The 14,650-nt window shown below is 63.9% G+C and carries 13 protein-coding genes; 2 read left to right on the top strand and 11 right to left on the bottom strand.

Features of this window, described 5'->3' with window-relative positions; all coding sequences use genetic code 11:
• Positions 1-101 precede the first annotated feature (101 nt).
• Positions 102-1,493, top strand: a complete 1,392-nt coding sequence (locus HWV23_RS13855; protein WP_178290985.1) for a PAS domain S-box protein — start codon at positions 102-104, stop codon at positions 1,491-1,493.
• Here the strand turns inward: HWV23_RS13855 and mptA are convergent.
• Entirely contained in the window at positions 1,490-2,419 is a 930-nt protein-coding gene (gene mptA / locus HWV23_RS13850; RefSeq protein WP_178290984.1) for a GTP cyclohydrolase MptA, read from the bottom strand. The genes HWV23_RS13855 and mptA overlap by 4 nt on opposite strands.
• A 505-nt stretch (positions 2,420-2,924) precedes the next feature.
• On the bottom strand, positions 2,925-3,737 hold the full coding sequence (locus tag HWV23_RS13845) for an NAD(+)/NADH kinase (protein WP_178290983.1): 813 nt from the start codon (positions 3,735-3,737) through the stop codon (positions 2,925-2,927).
• A gap of 159 nt (positions 3,738-3,896) precedes the next feature.
• Between HWV23_RS13845 and HWV23_RS13840 the strand changes: the two genes are divergently transcribed.
• Positions 3,897-4,736 carry a KaiC domain-containing protein gene (locus HWV23_RS13840; RefSeq protein WP_178290982.1) on the top strand — a complete coding sequence of 280 codons (840 nt, stop codon included), beginning with the start codon at positions 3,897-3,899 and terminating at the stop codon, positions 4,734-4,736.
• 208 nt (positions 4,737-4,944) lie between these two features.
• On the opposite strand, the gene HWV23_RS13835 is transcribed toward HWV23_RS13840, so the two are convergent.
• From HWV23_RS13835 to HWV23_RS13795, 9 genes are all read right to left on the bottom strand, one after another.
• Positions 4,945-5,361, bottom strand: a complete 417-nt coding sequence (locus HWV23_RS13835) for a universal stress protein (protein WP_178290981.1) — start codon at positions 5,359-5,361, stop codon at positions 4,945-4,947.
• Between the two features lie 65 nt (positions 5,362-5,426).
• The gene (locus tag HWV23_RS13830) at positions 5,427-7,232 is read right to left on the bottom strand and encodes an ATP-binding protein (protein ID WP_178290980.1); all 1,806 of its coding nucleotides are present in this window, start codon (positions 7,230-7,232) and stop codon (positions 5,427-5,429) included.
• A 172-nt stretch (positions 7,233-7,404) separates the two neighbouring features.
• Positions 7,405-7,935: a DUF5813 family protein gene (locus HWV23_RS13825; protein WP_178290979.1), complete on the bottom strand. Its 531-nt coding sequence runs from the start codon at positions 7,933-7,935 to the stop codon at positions 7,405-7,407.
• A gap of 71 nt (positions 7,936-8,006) precedes the next feature.
• Positions 8,007-8,540 (bottom strand): DUF7529 family protein, encoded by a 534-nt coding sequence (locus HWV23_RS13820; protein ID WP_178290978.1) that lies wholly within the window; start codon positions 8,538-8,540, stop codon positions 8,007-8,009.
• Between the two features lie 79 nt (positions 8,541-8,619).
• Entirely contained in the window at positions 8,620-9,072 is a 453-nt protein-coding gene (locus HWV23_RS13815) for a DUF7555 family protein (protein WP_178290977.1), read from the bottom strand.
• Between the two features lie 6 nt (positions 9,073-9,078).
• Complete coding sequence (locus HWV23_RS13810) at positions 9,079-10,413, bottom strand: ABC transporter ATP-binding protein (protein ID WP_178290976.1); 1,335 nt, start codon at positions 10,411-10,413, stop codon at positions 9,079-9,081.
• The gene (locus tag HWV23_RS13805; protein ID WP_178290975.1) at positions 10,410-11,759 is read right to left on the bottom strand and encodes an ABC transporter ATP-binding protein; all 1,350 of its coding nucleotides are present in this window, start codon (positions 11,757-11,759) and stop codon (positions 10,410-10,412) included. Before HWV23_RS13805 ends, HWV23_RS13810 begins: the two co-directional genes overlap by 4 nt.
• Positions 11,759-13,471, bottom strand: coding sequence for an ABC transporter permease (locus HWV23_RS13800; RefSeq protein WP_178290974.1), 1,713 nt, complete (start codon positions 13,469-13,471; stop codon positions 11,759-11,761). The genes HWV23_RS13805 and HWV23_RS13800 overlap by 1 nt, the downstream gene beginning before the upstream one ends.
• Positions 13,468-14,544, bottom strand: a complete 1,077-nt coding sequence (locus HWV23_RS13795; protein ID WP_178290973.1) for an ABC transporter permease — start codon at positions 14,542-14,544, stop codon at positions 13,468-13,470. The genes HWV23_RS13800 and HWV23_RS13795 overlap by 4 nt, the downstream gene beginning before the upstream one ends.
• Between the last annotated feature and the right edge of the window lie 106 nt (positions 14,545-14,650).

Below are 14,650 nucleotides of genomic sequence, written 5' to 3'. Positions count from 1 at the left end.
CCAGCGAGTACATTCCGATTCGTCTGCCCGCAGCGTCCGACTGTGTGAAAATCAGCCACAAGCGCAATAACGCTCCGTCGTGAAATAGGGATTCACCCCCCATGGAAGACGCCGAGCGATTGGCCACGCTCCTTGACCTCGCGCAGGACAAAATCGTCGTCATCGATTCCGAGGGGACCTACAGATACGCGAACGCCGCAGTCGAGCGAGTGCTCGGATACACCCCCGACGAGTTCGTCGGCCGGAACACCTTCGAATACATCCACCCCGAGGACTGGCAGGACGTCCACGCCACCTTCGAGCGACTCCTCACCGCCGACGAGGACATGACCGACACCATCGAATACCGGCATCGCTCCAAGGACGGCTCGTGGGTCTGGCTCGAAAGCCGGATGCTGAACCGGAAGGACACCACCCTCGACGGCTACGTCGTCAGTTCGCGGGACATCACCGACCGGAAGCAAGCGGAGGCCGCCCACCGGGAGACCGAGCGACGCCTCGAGGACCTCGCGGCCAACGCCAAGGACGTCCTCTGGATGTTCAGCGCCGACTGGGAGGAACTGCTCTTCGTCAACGAGGCCTACGAGGAGGTCTACGGCCTCTCGACCGAAGCAGTCGCGGACGACCCACGGAGCTTTCTGGATGCCATCCACCCGAACGACCGCGAAGGCGTCGTAGAGAGCATGGCCCGACTGTCGGCCGGCGAGACGTTCGACATGGAATATCGGGTCAATCCGGACCGGAACTACCAGCGGTGGGTGTGGGCCAAGGGCCAACCCATCGTCGAGGACGGCGAGGTGACCCGCGTCGTCGGCTTCTCCCGGGACATCACCGACCGCCGGCGCCGCGAGCGCCAACTCCGGGTGATGGACAACCTCCTGCGACACAACCTCCGGAACGACATGAACGTCATCATCGGTCACGCGGAACTCGCACGCGAGAACGGCTCCCCGACCATCGCCGAGAACATGGAGACGATACTCGAAACCGGCACGAACCTCCTTGCGACCGCCGAAAAGGAGCGGGAAATCGTCGACATCATCGTCGACATCGAGTCCCCCGAACGCGTCGACGTAACGGCCCTCCTTCGGGACGCCGTCGACGCGGTGCGCTCGGCGTTCCCGGACGCCGACATCGACGTGGCGTTACCCGAAACCGCGGTCGCCGTCGCGCTCCCGGAGATGCAGCGCGCGCTCTACGAACTCCTGGAAAACGCCGCGAAACACGCCGAAACGACGGCCGAAATATCCGTCCGACTCCGAAACGTCGGCCGCGACGTCGAAATCGTCATCACCGACAACTGCCCAGAAATCCCCGACTACGAGTTCGAACCGCTGCTCGGTACCGCGGAACTCTCCGATATGTTCCACGGCACCGGCCTCGGCCTCTGGCTCGTCTACTGGATCGTCGACCTCTCGGATGGCTCCCTGAAGTTCGAACCGACGGACGAGGGCGGCAACCGGGTCGCCATCCGCCTCCCGCGGGCCGACTAGTCCTCGGTTACTTCCTGCTTCAGTTGCCCGAACTCCGCGGCGCGTTCGGCGTGGGCGTTGTGCTGATGAATCGACTCGTCGTTGGATTGTTCCATGTAGACGATTGCATCGTCCGAGAGGTTCGGATACGACTCGACGACCCCCTCGGCCATCGCGCGCACGCAGTCCTCGACGAACTTCGCGTCCGCATGTGACTCGTAGGTCATGTGGTCCTCGTCGGGCCGCTTCGCGAGGTTGTAGATGCGCGCGCTCATCGAATCCCGCGCGATATCGATGAGTTCCCGCAGGTCCACGCTCGGGTCGCCCGACGTCTCGACGGTCAGCGTCGCATGGCCGCGCTGGGAGTGGCCCGGCTGTGGTACCTCTTCGAGGAACTCGTCGATGGTCTCCCGTTCGACGTTGAGGTCCTGCAGTACGTCTCGGGCCCGCGATTCGCTCATCCCCTGCGAACACGGACAGACGGTCATCCCGACGACGTGACAGCCGATTTCCTCACGGGTCCCCTCGTCGCTCGCGGTCGCGGAGGCGATGATATCGGCCGTCGCCTGCGTCTGCAGGTTCGAGGCCGGCGTCTCGTCGCGAATCATATACTCGGCTTCCATGCGAACCTCCGCCTGCGTCGTGTACTCGTGTTTCTCCAGCAGGCGCTCGGCAACATCGCCGCAGATGTCCTCGACCCGAAGCGCGGGCTCGGAGACCGCCTCTTCGAGCATCTCGTCGACGACTTCCATGTTCCGGCTCATGTCCGCGCCCTTCCGCCAACTCGGCAGGTCCACGAAGACGTCGAACTCCGCCATCAGCACGATGGGGCGCTGGTCCTCTCGGTGGAGCTTCACGAGCTTCTCGACGCCCGTTACCCCGACCCGGTTGAGTCCCACGCTCACGTCGGGACTCGACGCCTGTACGTCCGGCAGCTGCTTACTCATTACATATTTAAACGGTGTGGCGGCCGTTAGGCGTTTCGAAAGGGGCAGCTAGATGAATTCAAGGTAGTTTGTCTGTGGTTTCGAGTAGAGTAACCCGTATTTTGTTTATAAGTCGGGTTTGACGACCACCAGACCGACAACGGCCGGAAAGCCCTCGGCGCGCTGGCGGTTGCTAAGCGGGATATCCTCGCTCCCGCTGGTCGCTCGGATAGTGCCCGCTTAGCAACTAGATAAACGCCAGCGACCTCACGGCTCACTTCGTTCGCCGTTCGGCCGTACCGAGACGCTCACTCCGTTCGCGTCTCGCGCGCCTCGCCCTTTCAGTCCACCGGAAGACTCGCTTCGCTCGTCTTCCGAGCCCTCGTTCCCTCCCTTCGGTCGCTCACGAGGACACCAGGGACCGTACCGCACCTGCCCTTCCCCGGGTCGGATGGTCGGCCATGCGGCCGACCCATCCTCCCGGCCGATTGACTATTTATAAATGAAACAGTGAATACTCGACCGACTACTCCAGTTTGCCGAGCGCGGCGAAGAAATCCAGCGGCGGCCCCGCAATCCGAACCCGGTTTTCCGCCCGGCGGATGCGGACGTTCGTCGGCGGTTCGACCTTCTCCTTGGTTCGACCGTCCGCGACGACGAAGGCGTGGTCGGCCTCCTCGACCCGGATGGTGAGTTCCGAATCGGTCGGCACCGACAAGGAGGGCATCCCACCCTCCGCACACATTTCGGTGACGACGAAAGCAGGCACGTCGGGAGTCACAAGGGGGCCCCCCTCACTGAGGTTGTAGGCCGTCGAGCCGGTGGGCGTCGAGACGAGGACGCCGTCGGCGCGGCCACCTGAATAGAGGTCGCCGGCGACGCGGATTTCGGTGCCGACGCCGTTGTTGCGGCCGCGCTGGGGGCCGAGAATCGACACCTCGTTGACCGCTGCGGGGAGTTGCCAGCCGTCGCCCTCCGCGCGGACCTGCGGGAGTTCCTGATAGTCGGTATCGCCCGCGCGGTGTCGTTCGATTTCGCGCTGGACCTCCTCGACGGCGTCTTCGGGGGAGACGACGTTGAGAAAGCCGACTTCGCCCAGATTGACGCCCATCACGGGCGTCGGCGTCACCTCGCGGGCGGTAAAGAGGAAGGTGCCGTCGCCGCCGATGGAGACCACGAGGTCACAGGCCGCGAGGTCTTCGACGGACTCACCCGGTCTGTCGAGGCTCTCGGCGGTTGCGACGTCGAGGGAAACCGACGCGTCGACGTTCCGGCGAATCTCGTCCGCGAGGGCGGCGGCCCGGGGGTTGTCCCGCTGGGCGACGATACCGACGTGCATCGACGCGTGCTTCGATTCCCACCGACTAAAAGCCCGGCGACACCGGGGGACTGCCGGGGGTCAGGCCGAACGCGGCGAGGTTCGAACGCGAAAGACGGGTAACATTAACGTCGGAGCGTGTGTAGACACCAGTATGCGCGAGTCGGATCGAGGGCAACCATGAGCGGCGACGAGGACGATTGGTTCGAGAGCGGTGACGACGAGCCCTTCGAGGAGGACGAAGAGATGTTCGAGGACGACTTCGAGAGCGCGTTCGAAGGCGGCGAGGGCGGCAGCGAGGGGTTCGAAGAGGAATTCGAATCCGAAATCCCCCGCATCGACCTCGGTATCGAAGGCCTCGACGAGATGGTTCAGGGCGGCGTCCCCCAGCGATCACTGCTTGTGGTCATGGGCGCGGCCGGGACCGGGAAGACCACGTTCGGCCTTCAGTTCCTCCAGCGAGGCATCGAAAACGGCGAGAAGTCGATATATCTCACCCTCGAGGAGAGCCGCGATGCCGTCATTCAGGCCGCCGAGGAGAAAGGCTGGCCCTTCGAGGAGTACATCGAAAACGACGAGCTCGCCGTCGTCGACCTCGACCCCATCGAGATGGCCAACAGCCTCACCTCGATTCGGGGCGACCTGCCGCGACTGGTCGAGGATTTCGACGCCCAGCGACTCGTCCTCGACTCGGTCTCCCTGCTGGAGATGATGTACGACAACCAGGCCGAACGCCGAACGGAGGTGTTCGATTTCACCCGCGCGCTGAAGGAAGCCGGCGTGACGACGATGCTGACAAGCGAGGCAAGCGAGAGCAATCCCTACGCCTCCCGCCACGGCATCATCGAATACCTCACCGACGGCGTCTTCGTCCTCCAGTACGTCCGCTCGGAGTTCCGCGAGACCCGACTGGCCGTCGAAATCCAGAAAATCCGGAACGCCAACCACTCCCGGGAGACCAAACCCTACGAAATCACGAGCGACGGCATCTCCGTCTACCAGCAGGCGAATATCTTCTAGAACCTTTTTGCACGGTCGCCTGCGGCGACCGGCAAAAACGTCCTCAGAAGCGCGAAGCGCTTCTGATGGGCTGCGGAAGACGCCGGAGGCGTCTTCCGAACGTTCATGAAAAAGACACGGCGGGCCTCCCTACGGTCGCGCGGCGGAACCGCTCGGCGCGCTTCGCGCGCCTCGCGGATGCTACTCACCGAACGACGGTCAGACGCTTTTATCGAACGACGGTGACCGGCACCGGCGACCGCCGGACGACCTTCTCGGCGACGCTTCCGAGTAAGACCCGCGTGACGCCCTCGCGGCCGTGGCTCCCGATAACCACCTGGTCGCAGTCGCCCGCCACCTCGGTAATCGTCCGAGCCGGGCGACCGATTTCCCGGCGCGTTTCGATATCGACGCCGGCCGCCTCGGCTTCCTCGCGGACTTCCTCGAACAGTTCCTCGGCAGCCTCCTTCTTGGCGTCGAGCCACTGGCCAGCGCCGCCCGCGCCGCCGATTCCGACCCCGTAGCCCGCCTGCACGGGGTCGATGACGCGGAGCACGACGAGCGTCGCCTCCGGGAACTGTTCGGTGGCGTATTCGAAGGCTTTCCACGACTGCTTGGATGCGTCCATCGGGACGAGCACTCGCATGGTCGATAGATGCGAGGGGCGGGCCGATAAAGGCTGGTCAGACGATACGTTCGGCCGCGGCGCGTTCAGTCCCGCCCGTGTCGGGTCAGACACCGTGGCAGGCCGATAAGTTCGACCGGTTCGGAGTTGTCCGGCGAGTAGACAACCATCTGTCCCTTCTCCATGTAGGGGACCTTCCCCTCCAGATTGGAGGGGATGTTGACCGCTTTGATGGCGTCCTCGTCGCCGAGGTTGAGGACGATAGTCGTGTTGATTTGCTTGAAGATGGGGTCGGCGATGTCCTGTGGGTCCTGCGTGATGAGAAAGAGGCCGAGGCGTTCCTTTCGGCCCTGCTTTGCGGCGTCGGCGAACTTGCCGATGACCTTGTTGGCCTGCACGCTGTCGGCGTCAGTCAGGAAGTTATGCGCCTCGTCCATCCCCAAGAGGAGTGGCGTCTCCTTGATGCGGTCGAACTCGGGGTCGTTCGAGAGTTTCTCGTCGACGAGCAGCGATGCCACCGCCAGTACGACCGTCGTCGTCGCCCGCGAGTCGCTGATGTGGTAGGTCGGCACCGTCGTCAGGCCGCCGGGGCGGACGAACTCCGAGACGAGGTCGGTGATTGGGCGGGCCTCCTGGTCGAAGACGTCGTCGAAGCCGTAGACCCGGCGTTTGATGGCGTCGAAGGTGGCTTCGTGGACCCGTCCGGACTCGTCGAGTTCCTCCTGCAACGCCGGGTCGTCGAGGAAGGATTTGAACTGGCTGTAGGTGCCGGAGTCCCCGTGTTGCTTCTTGAATCGCGGCAGGAGGACACTCACCAGCGCGCCGTACTGGTTGTCGTTGAGCGCCGACCCCGCGATGAGCCACGGGTTGTCGTAGACCATCGAGAAGGGAATCGTGAACTCGACCTGCTCGGCGCGGTGATGGGAGGCGGCGTAGGTTGCATCGCCGACCTTCGGGACGAAGGCCTTCGTATCGTCGACGCCGCCGTAGGCGACGTTTTCTCGCTCCAGTCGGCGCTCGTAGTCGGCGTCGATAGCGGGATTGTCGTCGTGCATCTGGGCGTACTCGTCCTGCGGGTCGAACTGGATGACCGCGGGCGAGACCTCACGGCCGTCCTCAATGGGATACCGGCGCTCGTCGGCCAGATACTGTCGGAGCATGTTCTTCGCGCCGTGGGTCTTCCCCGACCCCGTGCCGCCGGCCACCAGCGTGTGCCGGAAAACCAGCGGGTCGCCGGACTCGTAGTCGTCCTTCAGTCGATAGTCGATGGTCGGCGGTTCCGCCGCGGTCCGGACCTTCTCGCCGCCGACCGAGAGGTGGCCCAGAAAGACGCCCTCCTCGGGAATCTTGAGGCCGGTCTTGATTTCGGTCGAATCCTCGGCCAGCCGGACGACGGTTTCGGGTTTCGGCACCCGGTCTGTCATCCGGCGTTTCAGTTCGCCACCTTCCGAGTAGAGGACGGCGACGGGTTCCAGCGACGCCATGAACTTGTAGTCGTTCTCGTCGATGTCGTCCTGCCGCATCGCCCGTCGGGAGTGAATCTCGGTGGCGTCGTCCGAACGGAACTCCTGGGCGTATTCGAGGGCGACGATGCGACAGAAGAGGCGTTCGCCGTCGGGATAGGAGGCGATGAGATAGCTCCCGATACGGACCGCCGAGCGATTCTCGACGGTGACGTAGGCCCGGAGGCAGGTGTCGTCTTCCTCCTCGCTGATGATGAGGCCCTCGGAGGCCGACAGCGTCCCGATGCCGCGGTCCGAACCGGCCGGAGAAACGTCGACTTCCTCGAAATCGTCCTCGTCCCCGCCGGTGTCAGTATCGACGGGGTCGCCGCCGCTCGACGAGGAATCGTCGTCGGGCTCGTAATCCTCGAAATCGCCCAAATCGGACATACCTCTTCTGTGTTCGCCATCAGTCAAAAACCCTCTCTTGGCGCGGTGGAAGTAGAACCGACAGAGGGTGGAGAAGAAAACGGACACCAGCATCCGCCGAGCGGGGTGTTGAAAAACGCCCCGAGCGGTTCACGGCACGACCGCAGGGAGGCAACCCTGTTTTAAAAGTTTCTTATAGGGGCATGGGTCCGCTTCCCCGCCCGTCGCCGTCCGCATCGCCGGCGGACTGTCGGGCCTGCGCGAGCATCTCGGAGACGGGCTGTTGGTAGTCGTAGCCGGGGACGATACCCTCCATGTAGGTGCCTTCGACGTATTCGGTCATCGCCTTGGCCATGTCGGGGACGTGGTCGGCGTTGCCCCACTCGAACTCGAAGACGGCGACGGCGTCGCCGGATTCCTCGAAGACGCGGCGGTCCGTGAATTCGACGTCCTGTCGGACGGCCATGTGGGTGTCTTCGAGGCGGCGGTCGTAGGTGTCGAACCACCCGTCCTCGACGGCGGAGCCAACCGTATCGGCGGTGACCGCCGACAGCATCGGCGCGCGGACTTCGAGCGTGTAGGCGAGGTCCCAGTCGTCGGTTTCGGCGGCGGTCACTCGGCCATCGAACTTCGTCGTCGTCACGGTGAACCACTTGCCGTCGCGCTCGAAGGCCTCGTGGGCCTCGAAGGCGCGAACGGCACGGTCCGGTAGGTCGTGGGTCATTACGACCGAATAGGAGAGTGACGTTCAAAAGGGCGTCGTGGGAGAGCGTCCCGAACTGTCGACCGAACGGCCTACCGGTGGTCGGCGTCGTCGTCCGGAATCTCGACGAACGCTTCGACGTCGTCGTGCTCGAACGACCCGAGAACGGTGCCGTCGATGGTCTGGACGTAGGTGTAGAACTGGCCTTCCTCGAGCGCCGACCGGACCATGCCGGCGGCGTGTCGGCTGTCGTAGCGGCCCGCGACCAGAATAATCGTCTGGCTTTCGGGGTCGATGTATTCGGTGACGATAAACGACGACTGCTTGACGTCGTGGCGGTAGACGAGGTATTCGGGGAACTCGCCTCGTTCGTAGGCCTCCTCGAAGGAGTCGGCCTTGTTGTCGGGGATGATAAAGGCGAGGCCGAACCGGTCGTCGTCGCCGACGTCCCCGCTTTTCAGGTTGGCGTGGATGGAGAACATCGACGTGACGTCCCATCCGTCCTCGCGGCGCTCGGCCTCGATGGCCTCCATGTCGTCGAGGGTCGCCTGCCAGGCCTGCTGTTCGGGCGGCGTTTGGGGACGAACCCCCGTCGGCTTGTCGTTCGGGTCGGGATTCGGGTCCATGGTGGTACTGTGACAAGAAGCCGGATAACTCTTAACTCTCGTGGTGGCGCCGAGACCGGAGGTTCGGGCCGACCGGGGCTCAGACGACGCCGAAGACGGTTTCCATCAGATACGACACCAGGAGGATGGCGACGCTACTCCAGAAGAGTTTGCCCGCGGGCGAGAGCCGCCGGTCCGGTGGCGGCGGGCGAACCCAGCGAACCGGCGGGAGCCGGCGGACGAACGCCTGAAAGCGCGTCTCGTTCGGCGTGGCGGGTATCGAGCCGCCGGCCGGCGAGACGCCGGACATCACGTTCCGTTCGAGGTCCTCCGGCGAGGAGGGCCACAGCCGAACCGTCGCGTAAGCCATCAGGCCGAAACCCGCGACGAACAGCAGCGCTTTCATCCGGACGAACCCCCCGCCGGTCGCGATACCGAGGACGAACGCCAGACACGTCACGACGGCGACGACGGCGGCGACGTAGCCGACGGTATCGAGACAGACACGCGTCGCGACCCGGAGGCGAACGCCGAGGGGGTCGTCACGGGCCATCACCGGTCAGTGGTGGCGGTCTTCGAGGACCTCGTCCGGCGAGCGATACGCCTCGTCGTGGCGGTGACAGAGGCTGATGCGGCCCGCGTCGCTGGTCTCGTGGTATTCGGGCGTCTGGGATTCACAGACGCTGCCGAACTCCTCGCGGATGATATCGAGGGCGGCCGCCTCGTCGCCGTCCCGGACGTCCGCAGCGATATCGTCGAGTACCGACTGGACCTTCGCGGGAACGTCCATATCCCCGAAGAGTTCGTCGTAAATCTCGTCGACGGTCCCGAGGCGCGGTTCCTTGCCGAGGAGTTCGCCGACTCGGTCCTTGATAGTTCGCTCGGCGCGCTCACGTTCGCGAAGCACCTCCCGGAGCGTGTTGATCTGCGTCCACAACTCGTCGTTCAAATCCTCGTATTCGTCGGGCCGGATACGGGCCGGACACCGGGTGCTGAACGGACAGCCGTCCGGCGGATACCGGGGGTTCGGCGGCGTTCCATGGAGCGTGATGCGGCTCTTTTCGGCGGTCGGGTCCGGTTCGGGAATCGCCGACAGCAACGCGTGGGTGTAGGGGTTCGACGGGTCCGTGAACAGTTCCTCGGTCGGCCCGATTTCCATGATGTGACCGAGATACATCACCGCGACCCGGTCACAGATGTGCCGAACGACCGAGAGGTCGTGGGCGATAAAGAGGTAGGTCAGGCCGAACTCGTCCTGGAGGTCTTCGAGCAGGTTGATGACCTCCGCCTGCACGGAGACGTCGAGCGCGGAGACGGGTTCGTCGAGGACGATGAAATCCGGTTCCAGCGTCAGCGTGCGGGCGATGCCGATACGCTGCCGTTGGCCGCCGGAGAACTGGTGCGGATACCGGTAGTAGTGTTCCTGCTGGAGGCCGACGGTTTCGAGCAACTCGCGGACGTGCTGGCGGCGTTCCTTCGGCGTCTTCCAGTCGTGGACGTCCAGCGGTTCACGGACGATTTCGCCGACGGTCATCCGGTCGTTGAGGCTGGAGTCGGGGTCCTGAAAGACCATCTGGGCGTTCCGCCGCCATTCCTGCAGTTCCTTGCCGGACAGCGTCGTGATGTCGGTCCCGTTGAACTCGATGTCGCCGCCGGTGGCGTTCTCCAGTTGGACGAGCGTCCGGCCGAGCGTGCTCTTGCCACAGCCGGATTCGCCGACCAGCCCGAGGGTCTCGCCGCGTTTGATATCGAAGGAGACGCCGTCGACGGCCTTGACGGGGTTGCCGCCGAAGAACGTACTATCGTCGTAGTAGGTCCGCAGGTTGCGGACCCGGACCATCACGTCCTCTTCGGGCGATGCCGTGGTCGTGGTCTGGGTAGCGTCGGAACTCATCGCGTCTCACCTCGGGTTTCCTTCTGAATGTGGTAGTCGACGGCTTGCTCGGTCGGCATCCCCTCCGGGTAGAGGAGACACGCGGCGGTGTGGCCGTCGCTTTCCTCGTCGACTTCGACCGGGACGGGATGGACCTCCTCGCAGTCACCGAAGGCCTTCGGACACCGCGGCGCGAACCGGCAGTCGGTCGCCGGTTCGTTCGGGGTTGGGACGTTGCCCTCGATGGTTTCGAGCCGTTCGCCGCTTTGCTCGCCCGGAATCGACCGGAGCAGCCCCTGCGTGTAGGGGTGTTTCGGGTTATCGAACAGCGACTCGACGCCCGCCGTCTCGACGATTTCGCCCGCGTACATGACGTTGACGCGGTCGGTGACCTCCGCGATGACCCCCATGTCGTGGGTAATGAACATGATGGAGAGGTCCCGCTCTTCCTGAAGGTCGGCGAGCAGGTCGAGAATCTGTGCCTGAATCGTCACGTCCAGGGCCGTCGTCGGTTCGTCACAGATGAGCACCTCGGGGTCACAGGCCAGCGCCATCGCGATGACCGCACGCTGGCGCATCCCGCCGGAGAACTGGTGAGGATACTCCCGAACCCGTCGCCGCGCGTCCGGAATCCCGACCGCCTCCAGCAGGCGGATGGCCTCCCGCGTCGCTTCCTGACCCTCCAGGTTCTGATGGAGACTGAGTGCCTCCTTTATCTGGTTGCCGACGGTGTAGACGGGGTTGAGGCTGGTCAGCGGGTCCTGAAAGACCATCGCGATTTTACTCCCACGCATGGCACGCTGGGCCTCGCCGCTGAGGCGCGAGATTTCGATGAAGCCGTCCTCGATGTGTTGCGGCGAGTCGGCGTCGCCCTCGGTGACGAAGACACAGTCGTTCTCGTCGACGAAGCCGAGGTCGTCGCCATACCCGGCCGCGACGAAGTCCGCCACCGTCGCTTCGTCGACGGATTCGTAGCCGAAATCCAGCGGCGTCGCGTCGACCTCGGACCGGCCGAACAGTTCGGCCGGGTCGTACTCGTCGTCCAGCGAACTGATGTCCGCCGTCCGGTTCGGGAACTCCTCGGCGAACTCACGTACCGTCGCGAGGTCGTTAAACCGGATGCTCGACCCTTCGAGGACGCGGCCCGGGGATTCGATGAGGCCCATAATCGAGCGGGCCGTGACGCTCTTGCCGGACCCGCTTTCGCCGACGATACCGACCGTATCACCGGGCGTGAGGTCGAAGGAGACCCCATCGACCGCGCGGATGGTCTCCTTGTCGGTGAAGAACGCGGTCTGGAGGTTCCGGACCGTCACGATAGCCTCGGAACGGTTGCTCGTGGATTCGCGCCGTTGTTCGACCGCCATCAGCCACCACCCCCGGTGGCGGCGGCGTCGCCACCGCTGATATCGCTTTCGGGGTCGATGGCGTCTCGGATGCCGTCACCCAGAGCGTTGAACCCGGTGACGACGAGGACGATCATGACGCCCGGCAGCGTCGAGATGTGCCACGACGACGTCGAGACGTACGAGCGGCCGGAGGAAACGATACGCCCCCACTCGGGGGTCGGCGGGTTGATGCCGAGCCCGAGGAAGGAAAGCGCGGCGGTCGCGATGATGATACCGCCCAACAGCAGCGACGCGTAAATCATGATGTAGCTCGCGATATATGGTGCCATGTGTTTTCGCATCGTCATGAGCGGGCTCTGGCCGTAGCTCTTGGCGGCGTCGACCCACTCCTCTTCGGCGACCTGCAAGGATGGGCCACGTATGGACCGCCACAGCGTCGGCCAGTACACCCCCGCGAAGATGAGTGCCAACAGGAAGCCACCGTCGTATATACTGGCTATCGGATGGTTGGCTTCCTGGAAAACCACCGATAACAGCAACACCATCAGGAACGCCGGAATGGAGATGATGGTATCACTCGCGATGATGGTCAGGAGGTCGACCAGCCCCTTGTAGTAGGCCGTCACGAGCGACAACACCAGCGCGATGAGCGTCCCGAGACCGATGGCGGTGATACCGATGACAAGCGACGTTCTGGCCCCGAAGGCCACGAACGTAAAGAGGTCTTTGCCGTCCTGATTGGTACCGAGCGGCGCCCACCGGTTGTACTGGTCGTAACTCATCGGCCCGACGTTGGCGTCTCCGCCCTGCGAACGGGTGTTGATGTTGGCCGCGCCGTGGGTAATCGTCTTGACTTCGCCGTTTTCGGTGTACTGGAACTCGTTTTCGTACGGGCTGTACAGGTTGCCCTCGGCCGTGACGGGGCCGAGAGCGGGCGCCCAGATGGCCATCACGACGAAGGCGAAGACGATTACGAGTCCGAAGATGCCCCAGTAGTGTGTCCGGAAACGGTCGATGCTGTCGTCGCGGGGCGTCCAGTCGGCCTCGCGGTAGTGCTCGCGAAAGACGTCGTAGCCCTTCCAGAGCCAGCCGAACAGGAGGAAGGCGTAGGCGTAAATCACCAGCACGCGGACCGCCCACGCCCACGCGGGCGAGAGGCCCATGAAGGTCCCTTCCCAGCCGCTTCCGTTGGGGTCCTGATACCCCTGATTCGGAATCGTCTCGCGACTGGTCAGCGTCTGCATCGAGGCAACCGACTCGATGCCGCCCTTGATAGCGGTGACAATCATATCGAGAACGCCGCCGAGGGGCGTCCAGACGAGCAGCGCCGCGAAGACGCCGAGGCCGAGTGCGATGATCCCGCGTTCGATGAGTTCCTCCTGGCCGGCGCTCCGCTCGATGCCGAGTCGGTCAACGATGGAAATCGGGACGAACAGCCATTTGACGACGATTGCCGCGAGTCCCAGGAACAACAACGCCGTCAGCAGGTACGCGATACTGCCGGCCGCGGACCCGAGCGTGCCGGCGACGTTGCCTTCGACCCAGCCGGGGCCCTTGCCGAGGCCGGTAATGAGGAACCAGAGGGCGTCGCCGAACGCGATGACGCCGCGTGCGAACCGCCCGAGTTCGACGGCGACCAGCAGAGCCAGTCCGGCGAACCACAGCAGCGCCGGACGTGGGTTCGTAACGATACGCTCACGGAGCGTCATGTCGTCTGTCTGAGTGCTCATTGGTCGTACCCCACGCGTGGATCGAGAACGGTGTACAGCAGGTCCTGTACGATGTTCAGGAAGATGATGATGAGTGTGAAGATGTAGATGAGCGCTCCGGCAAGCGGCAGGTCACCCTGAACGGCCGACTGGAAGAACAGTTTCCCGATGCCGTTGATGTTGAAGACCTGTTCGACGATGACCGACCCGCCGATGAGCAGGAACGCCTCGTTCGTGATAATCGGAAGTAGCGGAATCAGCGCGTTCCGGAAGACGTGCTTCCAGACGATGACGCGACTCGAGAGGCCCTTGGCCTTGGCCGTCTCGACGTAGTTCGAATTAATGGTTTCCAGAACGGCCGTCCGACCGATTCGGAGTTCCGAGGCCATCGACGCCGACCCCAGAACGATGGCGGCCGGCAGGATGACCTTGATGGCGACCGCCAGCGTCATCCACTCGAAGGAGAGGCCGGTCGGAAGCGAGACGACGCCGAGGTCGGCCCAACTGCTGACGTCGACGAAGTCGAGCGACGGTGCGCCGATGAGGCTGTCGGTGTTCGGCCCGAACTGATACCAGTCGAAGCCGAGCGGACCGTCGCCGCCGTCGGTCCGCCGAAGCACGGTCAACAGCATGATGCCGAGCCAGAAGTTCGGCATCGCCAGCCAGATGATACCGCCGAAGGAGGCGATGTAGTCGCCCCAACTGTTCGGGTTCATCCCCGCGTAGAAACCGAGCGGGATGCCGATAAACAGCGGCAGGAGAATCGACCAGAACCCGAGCCACAGGGTTCGCGGTCCGAACGCACGGAGCAGTTCGAACACGGTGCGGTTGGGGTGGAGGACCCACGACTGCCCGAGGTTGAACGTAATCAGGTCAGTGATGAAGTCGATATATTGCTGCCAGAGTGGCTGGTTCAGCCCGAGGTTCTCGCGTATCGCCTCGGCGTTCGCCCCGGATAACCCCCCTGGACCAAGCATCGCCGCGACGGGGTCAAGCGGCCCCATCCGGAGGACGACGAAAATGACCGTCATCACGAGGAACAGGACGGGCACCGAGAGTAATAGCCGCTTGAAGAAGTATCTCCAGCGGCTCATATCGTATCAGTACTCCGTTCAGTCGACATATTTTGAGCTATTCGGTGGATATACATCGGAGGTTCTTAGGCATCGTGGTTTCGCGGCGGCTCACCGGGTATAGCGG

Source organism: Natronomonas halophila (assembly GCF_013391085.1).
Lineage (GTDB): Archaea > Halobacteriota > Halobacteria > Halobacteriales > Haloarculaceae > Natronomonas > Natronomonas halophila.
The sequence above is the reverse complement of the archived record's forward strand: the minus strand, read 5'-3'. Positions and strand labels throughout refer to the sequence as shown.

Bases quoted from the DNA above. Each gene is read 5' to 3' on its own strand.
- HWV23_RS13810 (WP_178290976.1), bottom strand. From the start codon at position 10,413: ATGAGTTCCGACGCTACCCAGACCACGACCACGGCATCGCCCGAAGAG.
- HWV23_RS13800 (WP_178290974.1), bottom strand. From the start codon at position 13,471: ATGAGCACTCAGACAGACGACATGACGCTCCGTGAGCGTATCGTTACG.
- HWV23_RS13845 (WP_178290983.1), bottom strand. From the start codon at position 3,737: ATGCACGTCGGTATCGTCGCCCAGCGGGACAACCCCCGGGCCGCCGCC.
- HWV23_RS13835 (WP_178290981.1), bottom strand. From the start codon at position 5,361: ATGCGAGTGCTCGTCCCGATGGACGCATCCAAGCAGTCGTGGAAAGCC.
- HWV23_RS13840 (WP_178290982.1), top strand. From the start codon at position 3,897: ATGAGCGGCGACGAGGACGATTGGTTCGAGAGCGGTGACGACGAGCCC.
- HWV23_RS13825 (WP_178290979.1), bottom strand. From the start codon at position 7,935: ATGACCCACGACCTACCGGACCGTGCCGTTCGCGCCTTCGAGGCCCAC.
- HWV23_RS13830 (WP_178290980.1), bottom strand. From the start codon at position 7,232: ATGTCCGATTTGGGCGATTTCGAGGATTACGAGCCCGACGACGATTCC.
- HWV23_RS13820 (WP_178290978.1), bottom strand. From the start codon at position 8,540: ATGGACCCGAATCCCGACCCGAACGACAAGCCGACGGGGGTTCGTCCC.
- HWV23_RS13795 (WP_178290973.1), bottom strand. From the start codon at position 14,544: ATGAGCCGCTGGAGATACTTCTTCAAGCGGCTATTACTCTCGGTGCCC.
- HWV23_RS13805 (WP_178290975.1), bottom strand. From the start codon at position 11,759: ATGGCGGTCGAACAACGGCGCGAATCCACGAGCAACCGTTCCGAGGCT.
- HWV23_RS13855 (WP_178290985.1), top strand. From the start codon at position 102: ATGGAAGACGCCGAGCGATTGGCCACGCTCCTTGACCTCGCGCAGGAC.
- mptA (WP_178290984.1), bottom strand. From the start codon at position 2,419: ATGAGTAAGCAGCTGCCGGACGTACAGGCGTCGAGTCCCGACGTGAGC.
- HWV23_RS13815 (WP_178290977.1), bottom strand. From the start codon at position 9,072: ATGGCCCGTGACGACCCCCTCGGCGTTCGCCTCCGGGTCGCGACGCGT.